The 17,676-nt window shown below is 39.8% G+C and carries 19 protein-coding genes and 1 tRNA gene; 11 read left to right on the top strand and 9 right to left on the bottom strand.

The annotated features are described in order from the left end of the window. Positions 1–120 precede the first annotated feature (120 nt). The 5 genes from H4J65_RS13100 to H4J65_RS13080 all read right to left on the bottom strand — a co-directional run bounded on the left by H4J65_RS13100 (position 121) and on the right by H4J65_RS13080 (position 3,520). Positions 121–810 (bottom strand): flagellar hook assembly protein FlgD, encoded by a 690-nt coding sequence (locus H4J65_RS13100; RefSeq protein ID WP_182137067.1) that lies wholly within the window; start codon positions 808–810, stop codon positions 121–123. Between the two features lie 18 nt (positions 811–828). Continuing rightward, the gene (gene flgC, locus H4J65_RS13095) at positions 829–1,248 is read right to left on the bottom strand and encodes a flagellar basal body rod protein FlgC (RefSeq protein ID WP_182185619.1); all 420 of its coding nucleotides are present in this window, start codon (positions 1,246–1,248) and stop codon (positions 829–831) included. A gap of 2 nt (positions 1,249–1,250) precedes the next feature. Beyond that, positions 1,251–1,649, bottom strand: coding sequence for a flagellar basal body rod protein FlgB (gene flgB, locus H4J65_RS13090; protein ID WP_182185617.1), 399 nt, complete (start codon positions 1,647–1,649; stop codon positions 1,251–1,253). 65 nt (positions 1,650–1,714) lie between these two features. Further along, a complete protein-coding gene (locus H4J65_RS13085) occupies positions 1,715–2,545 on the bottom strand; it encodes a protein-glutamate O-methyltransferase CheR (protein WP_310649941.1) in 831 nt (276 codons plus the stop codon). 39 nt (positions 2,546–2,584) lie between these two features. Continuing rightward, positions 2,585–3,520: a chemotaxis protein gene (locus H4J65_RS13080; RefSeq protein WP_182137064.1), complete on the bottom strand. Its 936-nt coding sequence runs from the start codon at positions 3,518–3,520 to the stop codon at positions 2,585–2,587. Positions 3,521–3,703: 183 nt separating this feature from the next. On the opposite strand from H4J65_RS13080, the gene flgA reads away from it, so the two are divergent. From flgA to H4J65_RS13065, 3 genes are all read left to right on the top strand, one after another. Next, positions 3,704–4,396, top strand: coding sequence for a flagellar basal body P-ring formation chaperone FlgA (gene flgA, locus H4J65_RS13075; protein WP_182137063.1), 693 nt, complete (start codon positions 3,704–3,706; stop codon positions 4,394–4,396). 74 nt (positions 4,397–4,470) lie between these two features. Continuing rightward, positions 4,471–4,785, top strand: a complete 315-nt coding sequence (gene flgM / locus H4J65_RS13070; protein WP_182137062.1) for a flagellar biosynthesis anti-sigma factor FlgM — start codon at positions 4,471–4,473, stop codon at positions 4,783–4,785. A 26-nt stretch (positions 4,786–4,811) separates the two neighbouring features. After that, positions 4,812–5,243: a flagella synthesis protein FlgN gene (locus H4J65_RS13065; RefSeq protein WP_182137061.1), complete on the top strand. Its 432-nt coding sequence runs from the start codon at positions 4,812–4,814 to the stop codon at positions 5,241–5,243. Between the two features lie 97 nt (positions 5,244–5,340). On the opposite strand, the gene H4J65_RS13060 is transcribed toward H4J65_RS13065, so the two are convergent. Together H4J65_RS13060 and H4J65_RS13055 are read right to left on the bottom strand one after the other, a co-directional pair. Beyond that, positions 5,341–5,805, bottom strand: a complete 465-nt coding sequence (locus H4J65_RS13060; RefSeq protein ID WP_259367613.1) for an LPP20 family lipoprotein — start codon at positions 5,803–5,805, stop codon at positions 5,341–5,343. A gap of 28 nt (positions 5,806–5,833) precedes the next feature. After that, positions 5,834–6,478 carry a FlgO family outer membrane protein gene (locus tag H4J65_RS13055; protein WP_182198460.1) on the bottom strand — a complete coding sequence of 215 codons (645 nt, stop codon included), beginning with the start codon at positions 6,476–6,478 and terminating at the stop codon, positions 5,834–5,836. Positions 6,479–6,909: 431 nt separating this feature from the next. Between H4J65_RS13055 and H4J65_RS13050 the strand changes: the two genes are divergently transcribed. After that, on the top strand, positions 6,910–8,073 hold the full coding sequence (locus tag H4J65_RS13050) for a flagella assembly protein FlgT (protein WP_182198459.1): 1,164 nt from the start codon (positions 6,910–6,912) through the stop codon (positions 8,071–8,073). A gap of 127 nt (positions 8,074–8,200) precedes the next feature. Further along, positions 8,201–8,276: transfer RNA gene (locus H4J65_RS13045), tRNA-Arg, on the top strand. Between the two features lie 378 nt (positions 8,277–8,654). Here H4J65_RS13045 and H4J65_RS13040 read toward each other — a convergent pair. Then, complete coding sequence (locus H4J65_RS13040; RefSeq protein WP_182198458.1) at positions 8,655–8,804, bottom strand: hypothetical protein; 150 nt, start codon at positions 8,802–8,804, stop codon at positions 8,655–8,657. A gap of 310 nt (positions 8,805–9,114) precedes the next feature. Here H4J65_RS13040 and tkt point away from each other — a divergent pair, with 310 nt between their 5' ends. The 6 genes from tkt to H4J65_RS13010 all read left to right on the top strand — a co-directional run bounded on the left by tkt (position 9,115) and on the right by H4J65_RS13010 (position 16,814). Continuing rightward, the gene (gene tkt, locus H4J65_RS13035) at positions 9,115–11,100 is read left to right on the top strand and encodes a transketolase (RefSeq protein ID WP_182185602.1); all 1,986 of its coding nucleotides are present in this window, start codon (positions 9,115–9,117) and stop codon (positions 11,098–11,100) included. 95 nt (positions 11,101–11,195) lie between these two features. Continuing rightward, complete coding sequence (gene epd, locus H4J65_RS13030) at positions 11,196–12,209, top strand: erythrose-4-phosphate dehydrogenase (RefSeq protein WP_182185600.1); 1,014 nt, start codon at positions 11,196–11,198, stop codon at positions 12,207–12,209. 78 nt (positions 12,210–12,287) lie between these two features. Beyond that, entirely contained in the window at positions 12,288–13,466 is a 1,179-nt protein-coding gene (locus H4J65_RS13025; protein WP_182198457.1) for a phosphoglycerate kinase, read from the top strand. A gap of 419 nt (positions 13,467–13,885) precedes the next feature. Continuing rightward, positions 13,886–14,950: a class II fructose-bisphosphate aldolase gene (gene fba, locus H4J65_RS13020; RefSeq protein ID WP_182137053.1), complete on the top strand. Its 1,065-nt coding sequence runs from the start codon at positions 13,886–13,888 to the stop codon at positions 14,948–14,950. A 264-nt stretch (positions 14,951–15,214) separates the two neighbouring features. Continuing rightward, positions 15,215–16,045 carry a mechanosensitive ion channel domain-containing protein gene (locus H4J65_RS13015; RefSeq protein WP_220465144.1) on the top strand — a complete coding sequence of 277 codons (831 nt, stop codon included), beginning with the start codon at positions 15,215–15,217 and terminating at the stop codon, positions 16,043–16,045. Then, complete coding sequence (locus H4J65_RS13010; protein WP_182185593.1) at positions 16,035–16,814, top strand: YdiY family protein; 780 nt, start codon at positions 16,035–16,037, stop codon at positions 16,812–16,814. Before H4J65_RS13015 ends, H4J65_RS13010 begins: the two co-directional genes overlap by 11 nt. An 85-nt stretch (positions 16,815–16,899) precedes the next feature. Here the strand turns inward: H4J65_RS13010 and H4J65_RS13005 are convergent, their stop codons facing one another. After that, positions 16,900–17,667, bottom strand: a complete 768-nt coding sequence (locus tag H4J65_RS13005) for a metal ABC transporter permease (RefSeq protein ID WP_182185591.1) — start codon at positions 17,665–17,667, stop codon at positions 16,900–16,902. Between the last annotated feature and the right edge of the window lie 9 nt (positions 17,668–17,676).

Raw genomic sequence — 17,676 nt, 5'->3', positions numbered from 1 at the left:
AATGGCCAAATATAAGGCATTTATTTTAATAACTAGTTGTTCTAATTATTAAATAAATAACGCAGTAGTGGGTTATTTTAACCAGTAAAAATGATCAGATAATTAGTGATATTGGTATAGTTAACCTTGAGAAACTTCGACTACATCAGAAAGTTTCATGGTGCTACCACCGTTAAGATTTAATAAAATACTTCCGCCGTTGCCGGCCAAAGTGACACTGTCTACTTTACGGTAAGTCATCGCTTGTAATTCTGATGCATTACCATCGACTAGGCCGGCAACACGAAAACGATAAGCCCCTTCTGGTGCCGGTTCGCCATTGGTGTTTTTCCCGTCCCAAGTAAAGGTAAACTCACCTGCGGATACATCCCCCACAGGTACGGTTTGAATAACTTCACCGGCAACATTTTCGACGTAAATATTGACATTACTTGCCGCTTGGTCGGTCACTAACTTGCCTTTTACCGCTTGACCTTCTTCTGTACCAAAGACGTTGTCTTCAACTAAAACACTACGACCAACCAGCGACGATGCCTGCAGGGCTTGGCTAGACGACATTGAAGCAGCAAAACTGGAAAATTGATCGTTTAACTTTGTCACGCCATCAGTGGTTGAGAATGCGGTCATCTGAGATATCATCTCATTATTTTCAACCGGCTTAGTCGGGTCTTGATTTGAAAGTTCTTGGGTGAGCAAGGCGAAAAAATCTTCCTGCGTTAACATACCGCGCGTGTCATCGGCCTCAGGAGTTGAATTCTCTTGTTGCCAACGAATATTATCTAATAGGCTAGAGCCAGATACTGTTTCCATGATAAGTCCTATTTAACCTTAGCGTTGACCAAGTGTTAGCGTTTTATTCAGCATGTTTTTTGCTGACTCCGCTAATTGCACATTGGTTTGATATGAACGAGAAGCAGAAATCATGTTGGTCATTTCTTCAATAACGTTAACGTTCGGCTTGTAAATATAGCCCTCGCCGTCAGCCATTGGATGATCTGGAGCATATTCAACATTAAGTGGTTTATTGCTTTCCACAATGCCAAGTACTTCCACACCTACCGACTCATTTTGTCCTCCGGCAGCTTTTTGCATCTCGGCGGCAAAAACTGGATGGCGGGCACGATAGGTTTCACCGACACTACTGCTAACACTATCAGCGTTAGCAATATTACTCGCGGTGGTATTTAAGCGGACAGATTGTGCGCTCATGCCTGAACCGGAAATAGAAAATACATTAAATAGGCTCATTATTATTGCCCTCCAGTAATTGCTTGTTTTAAGCCTTTAATCTTACTAGTAAGAAATTGTAGGCTTGCTTGATATTCCATAGAGTTTTCTAGATACAAGTTTCGTTCCACTTGTACGTCTACGCTGTTACCGTCACCTGTATCGGCTTGATCAGGTATACGAAAACCGACACCGTTGTTAAGTTCCATACGCACGTCGAAATGTTTCTCGTTGGTACGGGTCATACCGGTTTGTTGTTTTGAGGCGGCTTGTGCTAATGCGGCTTTGAAGTCCATTCCTTTGGCTTTGTAGCCTGGTGTATCGGCATTGGCAATATTACTGGCAATAAGTTCAGCGCGTTGAGCACGCACTTGTAGACCTTGCGGGTGAATACCGAATGCTTTATCAAAACTAATAGCCATAAAAAAATACCTCCAGAAGAATGAAGGTATTTATTCAATATTTATGCCAAAGTTATACGAAGAGGTTATTTTTTTTGGTAAACAATACCAGGATTACAGCGGATCATGTTAAAATTCTGGCTAATACCTGACAGCGATTCTGAGGCACCCAAAAATAAAAAGCAGTCTTGTTTCAACGTACCGTGTATTTGAGAAATTATTTTTGATTTTAGTTCAGGAGCGAAGTAAATCAATACGTTACGACAAAAAACCAAATCAAACTGGCCCAGTAAACTATAACTATTTAACAAGTTAAGTTGGCGAAAACTGACCATTTTTTTAATCACGTCTTTCACCTTTAACATGCCATTACCACTGTTTTCAAAGAACTGTCGTTGCCGCTCCAAAGATAAGCCTCGTGATAAGGCTAAACTGTCATAATGAGCATGTTTGCAATGATCTAACATGGTAGTAGATATATCAGTGCCAATAATTTGAACACCGCCAGGAAATGCGCCTGGGTTACTCTGTTGAAATTCATAAATCGCCATGGCTATTGAATAGGGCTCTTGTCCTGATGAGCTTGCCGCTGACCAAATTTTTAATGGCGCTCGCTGGTTTTTAAAGCCTGGCAGTAGATCTTTTTTCAATAGTTCAAAGGGATAGCCATCTCGAAACCATAAGGTTTCATTGGTGGTCATGGCATCAATAACGGCAGCGCGTAATTGTCGTTTAACGGGATTAAGTGTTTGCGCGACGAGTTCAGCCAAAGACGCGACATCAAATTTTGCCATCAGAGGTACCAGGCGACTTTTCACCAGGTACTGCTTGCTTTCACCTAAAACAATGCCGCATTGCTGCTCTAGAAACATTCTAAATTGATGATAACTTTTATCATCAAGTTGTTTAGTTAACACTAGCTGTGGTCCACCTTATTTAAATACTGCAAACAAAGATTAAGCAATCTCATCATGCTTTAACCACTTTTTAACCGCAGTCGCTAACTCGTCGGGATGAAATTTAGGAATAAAATCTTCAGCCCCTACTTTCTCTACCATGGCATTGTTAAAAACACCACTTAGCGAAGTATGCAAAATAACCGGCATATTTTTCATGCGATCATTCTGCTTAATTTCTGCTGTTAGGGTATAACCATCCATCACGGGCATTTCAATATCAGAAATCAACAAAGCGACTTTTTCAGTGATGCTGTTTTGACACCCTTGAGCAATTTCCTGTAATTGATCGAGCGCTTCTTGACCATTTTTTGCTAACAGCATAGTTAACCCCAAAGGTTCAAGAGCACGTTTAACTTGATTTCGTGCCACGGTCGAGTCATCAGCAATCATAATCACTCGTTCGCCAATAGCCTCTCCAACGCTTGCATCAGCAACACCTTCGCTTAACTCTGTTGAAATAGGATTGATTTCATTGAGAATTTTTTCAACATCAAGAATCGATACCAGTTCGTCGTCAATTTTGGTTACCGCCGTAAGGTAGCTTAACTTTCCCGCACCTTCTGGCGGCGGCATAATATCTTTCCAGCTCAAGGTTACAATGCGCTCTACACCGGCAACAAGAAAACCCTGCACAGTTCGGTTGTACTCAGAAATAATCACAAAACTGCTTTCTGTTTGCACAATGGCCGGACCACCCGTGGCTTTACTTAAGTCAATAACCGAAATAGTTTGACCACGAATATGAGCAACACCTTTAACAAATTTGTTTTGCTTAGGTATTACGGTCAACCTAGGACATGGCATAACTTCACGCACTTTAAATACGTTGATACCAAAACGCTGTTTACCAATGAGTTTAAATAACAACAACTCCAGTCGGTTCTGGCCAACTAATTGGGTACGTTGATTAACTGTGTCTAATATACTTGCCATAAAAACCTCTTTGGTGTGCCAATGAAAGTATAACAAAGGCACGATTCTTGATTGTTTTAACGTTTAAAGCACTAGCATTGCAACAACGTAAATACTTTGACGTTATTCGTGCTAAATTGTACTGAATTAAACTTAATTAAGTTGGACGTGTATTTTTATTTTCCTAGCAGTCAGATATAACTTATGAACAAATTAAAGATAGTAATAGCAATCACCCTTATTTATTTGGCCAGTATTAACGCTAGTTCAGCCATGACATTCGATCGTGATTATCTCTATAACTTCATCAAATCCTATGTTGAAGACAATGTCAGTTTGCCAGCACGAGGAAAACTGAAGATTGAAGTTTCTGAAATAGACCCCCGAATTACATTACAGCCTTGTTTATTACCATTGACGGCAAATATACCTGAAAAGCATATTGGTAGAAACGTAAATGTTAAAATTGTTTGTCCTGACGAAGAATCTTGGCAGTTGTATATCCCAGTAAAAATTCACACCATTGTACCTGTATTGGTAACGCAAATGCGAATAAGCAAAGGTACTTTGCTTAGTAACGCTAATATCGAAATTATATTTAAAGATAACGGGCAAATACGAGGCACAGTGCTTACCGACCCTAAAGTAGTGGTGGGTGCTCGCACAAAAAGAAACTTGTCTCAAGGTAGTGCTATTACTAATCAAAATACCTGTTTTGTCTGTAAAGGCGAGCCGGTGAATATTATTGCTAAGTCGGCACATTTTGAAATTAAGTCTTTTGGCATTGCCTTAAATGACGGCAGTTTAGGCGAAATTATATCGGTGCGAAATAGGAAGTCTGGTCGTGTGGTTCAGGGGCAAGTTAACGCTATTAACCAAGTGATAATTAATTTATAATAATTGCTTAAGTTTTCTGCTGTTTTGCCGATAAAAGGTTAGAAACCAATAACTGTTGTAAGTAGGATACAATAATGGCTATTAATATCAACAACTTGAATAACACCAATCAAGTAAAACAAAAACTTGAACAGCAAGTTCAGACCAAACAGCAAGTTAGCGAAAGTAGCAATGCCTCGCAACAAGCTAAATTGGCAACGCGTGATTCGGTATCTATTACCCCGCAAGCAAAACAAATGAATGAGCTGCAAAAACAAGCCGCTGATTCTCCTGTAGTCAATGAGAAAAAAATTGCTGAATTAAAGAGTGCTATTGCCTCTGGCGATTATAAAATAAATCCAGAAAAGCTAGCAGCAAGTATCGCCAATTTTGAATTTGAACTTGGCTAACGTGTTACTAAAATGGAGTACATTAAGTGTCTGAAAAACTAACACCGCAACAATTGGTTTCTCAACAATTATCGCAATTAACGCAATTAGAGACGTTATTAGACACTGAGAAAGATGTACTGCAACAGCAAAACCCTGATGCACTTATTCAGCTTACCGCAGACAAAAACGACCTGCTTTTGGCGATTCAGAGAATTGACAATGCCATTGGTCAAAGTTTTGAATTCAAACAAGAAAAACTAGCGGGCAAGTTCACCAGCCTACTATCAGATATCGAAGCCATTTTAGTGCGCTGTAAAAAACAGAATCAAATTAATGGCCTGATCATTCAGCAATCACAATTATCTGTAGAACGCATGAAGACCTCATTACTAGAGAATCATAACAAGTCATCCATGACCTATAATAGTAAAGGAAAAACCTCAGGCGGACTCAGTAGCTTAGGTATAAAAGCTTAGCTTTATATGTGTTAGGTTATCTACAAAAAAACCAGCAATAGCTGGTTTTTTTAATGGTACTAAAATACAGCGCAATTCAATGACGCTAGTAATAATGCTAGTAATATGAGATATGCTTTATTTCTTTGCGGTTAGATGTCGCGATATAAATTTCATAAACATCTTTAAAATCTAAACTCAACTCAGTGGTATAACTGTCACCCACCGGATAGCTTTTAACGACTTTTGCGCCACGAATAATGCCTCGTACTGATGCCTGTAATTGTTGATTATCAAGCACTAAATTAGACATGGTGGTGCTACCATTAATATTTTGACCATAAACTTGTTCAGCTAACTCCGCATAAGCAGCAATTTTTGAAGCTTTTATTGCCATTAGCATACGCTGGGTTTTGTTTTGAGAATTCTGCAAACTAATTGGTGCTTGCCCTATGGCGGTTAAGACAGGAAATTTTTCAGGTTTCACGTTTTGCCATTCCACCTGTTTATCAAACACCGAAGAACAGGCGCTTAACACTAAAGCACTTAAAAAAATCCCGATACCATAACGTAAAGTATTCATATTGACCTTAGACATTTGTTTGATAATATTACTTTTGTATCGCAATGGCACGTGCATCGTCAGCGAGTTTGGTACTGTCACGCAAGATCATGCCATCTTTCATTTTAACATTTTCATGGCGATTAAAATCATCACCAACAACCCAAGCAGGAATAAAAGACTGCGCCGTTGCCACCACAACTCGAGATTGCATGCCAATCATTCTTGCGTTGACTAACACCCCTTCATCTTGTTGCATCATAGTGCCTGTAACAACATAGTCAATTATCTGACGTTCGGGCAATTCTTTCCAATCGCGACTAAAAACATAATCACCATCGGCCGTTACACGAATATGTCCGGTAGTTTTAAAATCAATAACAACCAAGCCATGTCGTTGCATTTCATGGATAAAACTTTCTGACAATTGATTGCCTAACGAGTTAGTTGATTCTAAATTTTTCAAATCGACAAATGATGCAACAGCGATTGGCGTTTTAGGCGTAACAAAGGTGCTACTTTCCAGCATTTGATAGGCAAGACCTTTCACCACGTCATTTATCGCATGACGAGGTAACTTAAAACTGTCAATTTCTTGTTTATCGGCATAAGAAGATCGATAAAAATCGTCCTTGGTTGTCACAGAACACGACATCACTGTCGGTATTATTATTGCTATAAGCCAATTTTTCATTGAGCTCTCCTCAATTAATGCTAATGTCATAAAATTAATGAAAATAATTAATAAAAATATTAAAGCATGATCCGCGCCAATATTTTTATTTCACCTCAACTTGGCCTAAAGCATGGTAGATTAAACTATACTCGCAGATTAGCGGGCATAGTTTTATGCCTTATTGTTCTGCCTATTGTCACCTTTTTTTCAGCACTGATGCTTTATCACTTTCAAGACCCCTTTTTATCCAAGCGCCAGCTTTTGCCAAACCATATAGGATTTTTAATGCCTGGTAAAACCCTAAGGCTGCATCTCTATCAGTAACCTAATACCGATGAAACTAGCTTATTGGGCCGCTTTACTTATCTTGAGTTGAACTTTTCTTTGAAATAGGCACAAAACCTGCATATTTAAAAACAGAGATTGATTCCCTATTAAAAGAGACCTTTATGCGCTTAAGTTTATTTTGCCTTTGCTGTGCTATATATAGTAGCGCTAGTGTCGGACAATGGTATGTATCGCAAGGTGTGGCGAGCATAGTAAATGCTGATAACAAAACAGCAAAAACACAAGCCATGCACAACGCGTTGAAAAAAGCCTTACTGGTTGCCGGTGCTTCAGTGTCAAGTGTTCAACAAGTGGTTAATGGTTTACTGACCCAAGACGAAATTAGCATTCGTGCCAGTGGCAGTGTGAATTCATTAGAGTTGGTCAGTGAACACTATAGCGACGACTTGGTCACTGTCACCATTCGGGCTGATATTTTTCCACAAGAAAAAAAGTGCTTCGCGGCTGATTATAAAAAATCCATGCTGTTAACCCGCAGTAATATACTACACCGTGAACAAGCTAATATTGGTAACATCTACGCTATTGATAGCACCTTAATCCAACAACTCGCTAATAAAATACAGCAGCAAGGTATTTATTTGGAGACTAAACTGGCCTTGCAAACTAAAACAGAATTTTCACGTTATAACCAAAGCTTGCAAAGCCAAAGTTTAAAAAACTTAACCATGTCATTAGCCAACATGACAGATAGCCAGTATGTTCTGTTTTCAGAGATCCAAGATCTTTCTCTCGCCAATGACGAAAATAATAACTGGCAGTTTTGGCAAAAAAACGTCTATCAACGCCAATTTAATCTTGCCCTTTATATTCACGACGGTACCACAGGTGAAAGAGTTTTGGCTAAACACTATCAAAGCTCTGCCCCTTGGCAATTCGATAAGCGCAAACAAGTTGACGTTACTAGCCATAACTTTTGGCAAAGTGACTATGGCCAAAGCATTAGTCTGACCTTAGACAACATGGTCAGTGATATTGATGAGAACATGATGTGTCAGCCAACCCAGGGCAGAATTGTGCAAGTACAAGGTAACTCACTGACTTTTAACTTAGGAAAAAGACACGGGGTTAAAATAGGTGATGAATTTTCTTTGCTACATTTCAATAATTTTATCAGTGATGATAAGCGCTCTTATTCAGGTTTTAACATCAGCCCTTATAAAGTTATGGTAACTTCTGTGAGTCAAGACAGTGCCCGGGCTACCACCACTGAGCAGCACATATTAGACAACATCCAAATTAACGACTTAGCGGTAAGGTATTAGAAAGTTTGATCAAGGTTACAAATTATGACTATTAATTAAATAGTTATCCGCTGTAAAGTGTATTTTTTTGAATACTAATTTATAAAATAGCTGTAGCATAGGCTAGCACTATAATTATTTGCATCATGTCCTCATAGTTTAACTGGATAAAACTGCGGCCTCCTAAGCTGCTGCTCCAGGTTCGAGTCCTGGTGGGGACGCCAGTAATTATTGATACAAACTTTGCAGGTAAGCGCTTTATAACTATCGGTACTATAACTAGCGGTACTGAAATTTTATGGTGAGTTATTTTATCTAGCCTGATGTTTGGCTAAGACGCTGGTAAATAGCAAAAAATTAATCTATTGGCATTATTTTAAAGCGATCTGCGACTAGAGGCTGTCAACACAAGATAATATAAATTGTGTATGTCGTGTCAATTTCTCACACTTACTTGTTGACTTATTTTCAGTGTAACAGATTGTAAAATAAGTGATAAATAACGACCTACACCCTAGAGCATGCATCCTACCACCCTGATACAACTGACTTAGCGTACATAAAAAAACCCCGCAATTGCGAGGCTTTGATTATTAAATGCGCTAAATCACTAGTTCACTATCTGTTTGTTCTATTACAACGTCCTTGTTGTCTGCTGCTGAGCCAGTGCTCAACAATGCTGATATGGCTAATACTAATACTGCTAATATTACCGTAGTCAGCTTAATTCCACGTGACGACGAGCTGTTCATTATTTAATCCTATGTCAGCTTGCATGTTTTTATTAAGTTTTTATTTTTTTTTACATACAAGCCATCAACACTAAAGGATCTTAATTTTAATTTCAAGCGCTTACTCGGCCCATTCAGCTTTTATTGTCGATTTAATCACCAGATCTATTCACGACAGTTAACACGGCTAAGTAAGCCTTAAAGTATATAAATATAGCTAAGTTAAAAATAATCATAGAAAAATGCTAATAACATTTGCAGTTAAGGGGTAGTCTAGGCGAAAATAAGCGCAATTTATATCCCATCAAATCTTATAATAATTGGAGCAAATATGCCGTCGCGTCAACAACTAGCCAATGCAATTCGAGTTTTAAGCATGGATGCCGTGCAAAAAGCTAAATCAGGACACCCTGGAGCCCCAATGGGCATGGCAGATATCGCTGAAGTTTTATGGCGTGACTTTCTAAAACATAACCCGTCTGATCCACAGTGGGTTGATCGTGACCGCTTTATTTTGTCTAACGGCCACGGTTCCATGTTAATTTATTCACTATTGCACCTTACCGGTTATGACTTGCCGATGAGTGAATTAAAAAACTTCCGCCAATTACACTCTAAAACACCGGGTCATCCTGAATACGGCTACACGCCAGGCGTAGAAACTACCACGGGTCCGTTGGGCGCTGGTCTGTCTAATGCTGTAGGTATGGCAATAGCTGAAAAAACCTTGGCGGCACAGTTTAACCGTGACGGTCATAACATTGTCGATCACAACACTTATGTATTTTTAGGTGATGGTTGTTTAATGGAAGGTATTTCGCATGAAGTTTGTTCATTAGCCGGTACCTTAGGTTTAGGCAAATTAGTGGCCTTTTGGGATGATAACGGTATTTCAATTGATGGTCATGTTGAAGGTTGGTTCACTGACAATACCCCAGCACGATTTGAAGCTTACGGTTGGCATGTGATCAGCGATGTTGATGGTCATGATAGCGCGGCTATCACTGCTGCCATTGCCGCAGCAAAAGCCGTCACCGATAAACCTACTATGATTTGTTGTAAAACCGTGATTGGCTTTGGTTCACCCAATAAATCTGGTACGCACGATTGTCACGGCGCACCATTAGGCGACGACGAAATTACGGCAACGCGCGAATTTCTTAACTGGCCTCATGCGCCATTTGAAATACCGGCTGATATTTATGCCGAGTGGGATCAAAAAGAAAATGGCGCCACAGAACAAGCCAACTGGAATGATAAATTTGCCGCTTACCAAGCTGCTCACCCAGCCTTAGCCGCAGAATATGAACGTCGTGTGATTAAAGGTGATTTACCTGCCGAGTTTGAAGAAAAAGCCAATGCCTACATTTTAGCCTGTCAGGAAAAAGCTGAAAATGTCGCTTCACGTAAAGCATCACAAAACACCATTGAAGTCTTTGGTGCTATGTTACCTGAGTTATTGGGCGGCTCAGCCGATTTAGCCGGCTCAAACTTAACGCTTTGGTCTGGTTCAAAAGGCATTCAAGATGATGCGGCCGGTAACTACATTTACTACGGTGTGCGTGAATTTGGTATGAGCGGTATCATGAACGGTGTTTCATTGCATGGTGGTTTTATCAACTACGGTGCCACTTTCATGATGTTTATGGAATACGCTCGTAACGCGGTACGCATGTCTGCACTTATGGGTATTCAAAATATTTTCGTCTACACCCATGATTCAATTGGTCAAGGTGAAGATGGTCCAACGCATCAGCCTATTGAGCAGTTAACTAACCTACGTACCACGCCTAACATGGTGACTTGGCGTCCAGCCGATGCCACTGAGTCAGCTGTGGCATGGAAAAACGCTGTTGTTCGCCAAAATGCACCAACATCATTAATTTTTTCTCGCCAAGGTTTACCTGCATTAACACGTACCAGTGCGCAAGTAGCTGATATTGCTAAAGGTGGCTACATCTTAAAAGATAGTGTTGGCACACCAGAAGTTATTTTAATTGCTACCGGCTCTGAAGTGTCATTAGCGTTAAAAGCAGCTGAAAGCTTAGGTGATAATGTCCGCGTTGTTTCTATGCCATCAACCAATATTTTTGATGCCCAAGATAATGATTACAAAGCATCAGTATTGCCGCCAGCAGTAACCAAACGTGTGGCGATTGAAGCCGCACATACTGACTTTTGGTATAAATACGTAGGCTTGAGTGGCAAAGTTGTTGGAATGACCACTTTTGGTGAGTCAGCACCGGGTAATGTCTTACTTGAATATTTTGGTTTTACCGTTGAAAACGTAGTTAACACAGTAAACAGCCTAAACTAATCTCCTTTGCTACAAAAATGGCATTTATAGCCAGTTAACACATACTTAACTGGCTATCTCCTTTACTAAATTCGTGATCAATAAGAGCCAAAAACATGTCAATTAATATCGCTATCAATGGCTTTGGCCGAATCGGCAGAAATGTTGTTCGTGCACTATATGAAAACGGCAGCACCAACGAATTTAACTTAGTCGCTATTAATGAACTTGCCGAGCCTGAAGGCATAGCTCACCTATTAAAATATGACTCAACTCATGGTCGTTTTTCATTTGCGGTGCAACAAAGTGCTGGCAAATTATTTATTGCTGGTGACGAAATATCGTTAAGCCATGAATCCGAGTTAAGCAATATGCCTTGGCAAGAGCACAATGTCGATATTGTCATTGATTGTACCGGTAAGTTTGGTAGCCAAGCAGATGGCCAGTTACATATTCAGCAAGGCGCAAAAAAGGTCTTGTTTTCACATCCTGGCTCACAAGATTTAGACGCGACCATTATTTATGGTATTAACCATCAACAACTCACTGCGGCTGAAAAAGTGGTATCAAACGGCTCTTGCACCACCAATTGTGTGGTGCCTGTTATTCAGGTTTTAGATCAAGCCTTTGGTGTTGAAAGTGGTGCTATCACGACCATTCATTCTTCGATGCATGATCAACAAGTGATTGACGCTTATCATCCTGACTTACGCCGTGCTCGTGCCGCCAGCCAATCGATAATACCGGTAGATACTAAATTGGCCGCAGGTATTGAACGAATATTACCCAAGTTTGCTGGCCGCTTTGAAGCAATAGCTGTGCGAGTACCCACTATCAATGTAACCGCTATGGATTTAAGCTTAAACTTATCAAGCGACGCTACTATTGCACAAATTAATCAAGCCATTGTTGACGCTCAACACAATGGTTTGGCAGGTATTTTAGGTTATACCACCGAACCGTTAGTTTCCATCGACTTTAATCATGACCCACACTCAAGCATTGTTGATGGCAATCAAACGCGGGTTAGTCACAAGCGCTTAGTAAAATTACTTATTTGGTGTGATAACGAATGGGGTTTTGCTAATCGTTTACTAGACACCGCTTCTGCTATGGCAAAAGTGGGTTAATTGAGCATAGATGTCGTTAACAAATACAATAACTTAAAATTTACTTAACCGTTAAACTTCTACCAACAGGGAATAAACATGTCAGTAATCAAAATGACCGACTTAGCATTAAACAACCAACGTGTGCTCATTCGTGAAGACTTAAATGTACCAGTTAAAGAGGGCAAAATCACCTCTGATGCGCGCTTAAGAGCGGCCTTACCCACACTGAGATTAGCCTTAGATGCGGGTGCAAAAGTGATGGTTATGTCGCACTTAGGTCGTCCAACTGAAGGCGAATATAATGCCGAATTTTCTTTGCAGCCTGTCGCCGATTATCTAAGTGCCGCACTTAACGTACCGGTTCGTTTAGTCACAGATTACCTTGATGGCGTAGAGGTTAATATTGGCGAATTAGTGATATTTGAAAACATTCGCTTTAATGTTGGCGAGCAAAGCAATGATGACGCCTTATCGAAAAAATTAGCCGCGTTGTGTGACATTTTCGTTATGGACGCATTTGGCACGGCTCATCGCGCACAAGCCAGTACACATGGCGTCGCAAAATATGCCGCTACTGCCTGTGCAGGCCCACTGTTAGCGGGTGAATTAACCGCGTTATCACAAGCACTTGATAACCCTGCCCGTCCATTGGTGGCGATTGTTGGTGGCTCAAAAGTGTCAACTAAACTTACCGTGCTAGACTCATTAGCCGGTATTGTTGACCAACTGGTTGTGGGTGGCGGTATTGCCAATACTTTTATTGCCTCACAAGGTCACAATGTGGGTAAATCATTATTCGAAGCTGATTTAGTTGATGAAGCAAAACGCTTAACTAAACAAGCGAGCGACAATAATGGTTCAATTCCAGTACCGACCGATGTGGTGGTTGGTCAAGAATTTTCTGAAACCGCTGTAGCAACACTTAAAAATGTTAGCGACGTAGCCGATGGCGATATGATTTTTGATATTGGCCCAGAGAGCGCAAAAGCCTTGGCAGATATTATCGCTAATGCCGGTACCGTCGTATGGAATGGCCCCGTTGGTGTCTTTGAATTTGACCAATTTGGACAAGGCACTGAAGTTATCGCCCACGCTATTGCCAATAGCAAGGCATTCTCTATTGCCGGAGGCGGTGACACCTTAGCCGCGGTTGATAAATATGGTATTGCCGATAAAATATCTTATATTTCAACCGGTGGTGGTGCTTTTCTTGAATTTTTAGAAGGCAAAAAATTGCCTGCTGTAGAAATTTTAGAAGCGCGCGCTAAAGCATAAACTCGCTCGACAAGTAAATATTTTATCTTAAAAAGCTGATGGCACTTAATTGTGCTCTCAGCTTTTTTTTCACTTTTTTTTCACATTTTTTTCAATAAAACTTTCATTAGGTTATTTATTTTCAGTGACTCAAATTAAGCATAAAAATATTATTTATTTCACTGTCTATTTCGTAGTAAATTTACACCAATACTACAACTTATTATGCTAAAGCCTGCTTAAAACACCATTACTTACGTAATTAATATACAGAAGCTGTAAATTAAAAAAAATTTATATTTTAAGCAATATTGATCATTTTTTTCTAGTGCAAATTACTAAATTCATCTGATATACTTACGTTACGAAAGCAATAAGTTTCACAATGAAACTTGTTAACAATCAATTTTGTCACTATTTACAATCACAGGAGTTAGTTCATGGCTTTAGTTTCTATGCGCCAAATGTTAGATCATGCGGCCGAAAACGGTTACGGTATCCCAGCCTTTAACGTTAACAATTTAGAACAAGTTAGAGCTATCATGCTTGCCGCCAACGACACCAACAGTCCGGTAATTTTGCAGGGTTCAGCAGGCGCCAGAGCTTATGCCGGCGCACCCTTTTTACGGCACTTAATTTTAGCTGCTATTGAAGAGTTCCCTCATATACCTGTGGTAATGCACCAAGATCACGGCACCTCACCAGGTGTTTGCCAACGCTCAATTCAGTTAGGTTTTTCATCTGTGATGATGGACGGTTCATTAATGACTGACGGTAAAACGCCTTCAAGCTATGAATACAATGTTGATGTTACTCGCCGTACTGTTGAAATGGCGCACGCCTGTGGTGTTTCAGTTGAAGGTGAACTAGGTTGTTTAGGTTCGCTTGAAACAGGTGAAGCCGGTGAAGAAGATGGCATTGGCGCGGTCGGTAAATTGACCATGGAGCAAATGCTAACTGATCCTGAAGAAGCCGCTGACTTTGTGCAAAAAACACAAGTTGACGCCTTAGCTATTGCCTGTGGTACTTCTCACGGTGCTTATAAATTTACCCGTCCACCTACGGGCGATATATTAGCGATTGATCGTATTAAAGCCATTCATAACCGTATTCCTAATACACATTTAGTGATGCACGGTTCTTCTTCAGTGCCACAAGACTGGTTAGCTATTATTAATGAATTTGGTGGCAAGATACCAGAAACTTATGGTGTACCGGTTGAGCAAATTCAAGAAGGTATTAAAAATGGTGTGCGCAAAATCAACATAGATACCGATTTACGTTTAGCGTCTACGGGTGCCGTTCGTCGTTTCTTAGCCGAAAACCCAAGTGAATTTGACCCACGTAAATTCTTAAAAGCATCAACACAAGCTATGTACGATATTTGTAAAGCGCGTTACGAAGCCTTTGGCAGCGTTGGACATGCATCAGCAATTAAGCCTATCTCGCTTGATAACATGTTTATGCAATATTCTACTGGCAAATTGGATGCTTTAATTAAGTAAGTAAGTAATTAAAGTTAAAAATAACGACAACCTATTAGTCCTATTTAGTTTAATACGCTAGCAAATAATCCGATGGATATTATTCATCGGATTTTTTTCGTCTGCTTTTTAACGATCACTTTTAAAGACAAACGTGCATCAAAAAGCTAATCAATTGAAATATAATCACATCGTTAATAAATCGCTTAATTTATTAACAATATAATGATATTTCAATTGATGTTTATTATAATTAAACTTTTATCAGAAACCTTAGGATACATAATGGACACTATTCAAAACTGGTTTGTCGATAACCAAACATTGTTGATCGATTTTGCGATTAAATTAATCGTTGCAGTAGCCATCATTATCGTCGGTAAGTTTATTGCCAAAATGGTTCGCCAAGGCGTAATCAAAGTGATGCGCCATAAGGGCATGGATGAAGCGATTATTTCCTTCATTAGCAGTTTGCTTTACGGTATGTTATTTTTCATTGTTATTGTTGCCGCTATATCACACTTAGGCTTTAACACCACGTCATTAGTCGCTATTGTTGGTGCCGCCGGTTTAGCGATAGGTCTAGCATTACAAGGTTCATTATCAAACTTTGCTTCGGGCGTATTACTGATTGTTTTTAAACCCTTTAAATCAGGCGATTTTATCGAAGTCGCTGGTGTTGCCGGTATGGTTGAACAAATTTTAATATTCTCCACTCAATTGAGAACCGGGGATAATAAAACCGTTATTATCCCAAATGGTGCGATCACTAGTGGCACTATTACCAATTACTCAACCAAAGCAACCAGAAGAATCGATTTAATCATCGGGGTAAGCTATGAAGCCGATCTGGCAAAAACTAAAGCACTGTTACTCGCTATAGCCAGTGCCGACGAAAGAGTATTAAAAGACCAAGCAGTAACCGTAGGTGTATCAGCACTTGCTGACAGCAGCGTTAATTTCGTGGTAAGACCTTGGGTTAACTCTACAGATTACTGGCCAACTTACTACGATTTACTAGAAAAAATTAAAACTGAATTGGATAGCGCAGGTATCGAAATCCCATTCCCACAATTATCTATTCACATGAATAAAGAGGAAAAAAATGAGTCATAAGTTATTATCAGCCGCATTATGTTGTGTATCACTAACATCGCTAGCAGAAGAAGCAAGCACACCAGTAGTAGAGTCACCTTATACGGCTTCGGCAGAGTTAGGTATGCTTTTTAAAACAGGTGACACTAATAGTGCTGATATTAAATCCGGTTTTGATTTTACTTACGAAGTTGATGATTGGAAATCCACAGTAACACTGGGCTTACTGGTCAAGAAGAGTGAGCAAGAAGATGAAAACGGTGAAGAACATTTTACCACCAGTGATCAAAAATGGACTGCTGTTGGCCAAACAAATTACAATATTGATACAGCGAGCCCAAACTATATCTATGGTAACGTTTCTTATGAAGATAATCGTTTTAGTAATTTCAAAAGCCAAAGTTCAGTTTCAACCGGTTGGGGTCGTCGTTGGTTCGAATCTAAACAAGCAACACTAGATGCCGATATTGGCCCAGGTTTCAAGCGCGACGTTATTCGCAAAACTGACCTTCAAACAGAACAATCTAAATCTGCTTTTATTATTCAAGCCCAGGCTTTATACAAGCGTCAAATAAATGAACACGTTTTATTTAAGCAATTAGTTGTCGCTAAGTACGCACCAAAAGCAGACGAAAATAGCACTTATCAAGCGAGAACATCAATCACCACAAAGTTACTTGAAACTTTGCAGCTTAAGTTTAGCTTTACCTTAGATTACAACACTGATGTGGAAGATGACAAAGAAAATGTTAATACCGAAACTGCCATGACTCTGGTCTACAGTTTCTAAGTATTAAGCGCAGTGAGTGATAACTTTGTTTTATAAAGCCAGCATGTTCAACATGCTGGCTTTATTCTTTTTAGGTATTAAAACATCACTGATTTTTTAAAGCGACTTTACTGACTAGCCTAAAAACTACCGCACTTAGGGCTAATGTAGCCACAATCGCCGCACCACTGGGTAGGTCAAAACTGGCTGATAAACACAAACCAAATAAGTAACCCACCAAACCCACGCCATAAGCCCAGAGTAATACCCGTTTTGTCTGTAATTTATTAATCGCCAGTGCGGGTAATATTAAGGTACTAAACACAAGATAAACGCCAACAAGCTCAACCGATAATGTTATCACTAGCGCAAATATTAGATAGAAAGCTGCGCCATCTAATATTTTAGGCTTATAAAATATAAGCGCCAAAATCGCACTATAGACCACAGTAGGTAACAACAATTGTTGCCAACTTACCCAGAGGATTTGTCCTGACATGAGCTGTTTAAGCAGTTCAGCGCCATGAGGGTCATTAGCTAACAATAACATAGCGCTCACGGCTGATAAGACGTAAAAACACCCTATCATGGCTTCCAATTCTTCTGCCATATGCTTAGCTAACCAAGCAATAATGCCCGCTCCCGCTAAAGCAAATAGCGCTGGCATCCAAACATGTGCATAGGCAAGTTCAGCAATATCATGATCCATACGCACAACAATAGCGCCTAAAGCGGCAATTTGGGCGATAGCTAAATCAATAAAAATAATGCCACGCTTTAATACTTGCTTACCTAGCACAACATGGGTTGAAAGCACTAATATACCCGCAGCAAAGGCCGGCAATAATATGGTCAGTAATTCATAATCCATCAAAGGTACCTC

The organism is Colwellia sp. MB02u-9, assembly GCF_014077085.1.
GTDB lineage: Bacteria > Pseudomonadota > Gammaproteobacteria > Enterobacterales > Alteromonadaceae > Cognaticolwellia.
This window is presented reverse-complemented; position numbering and strand designations above follow the sequence as displayed.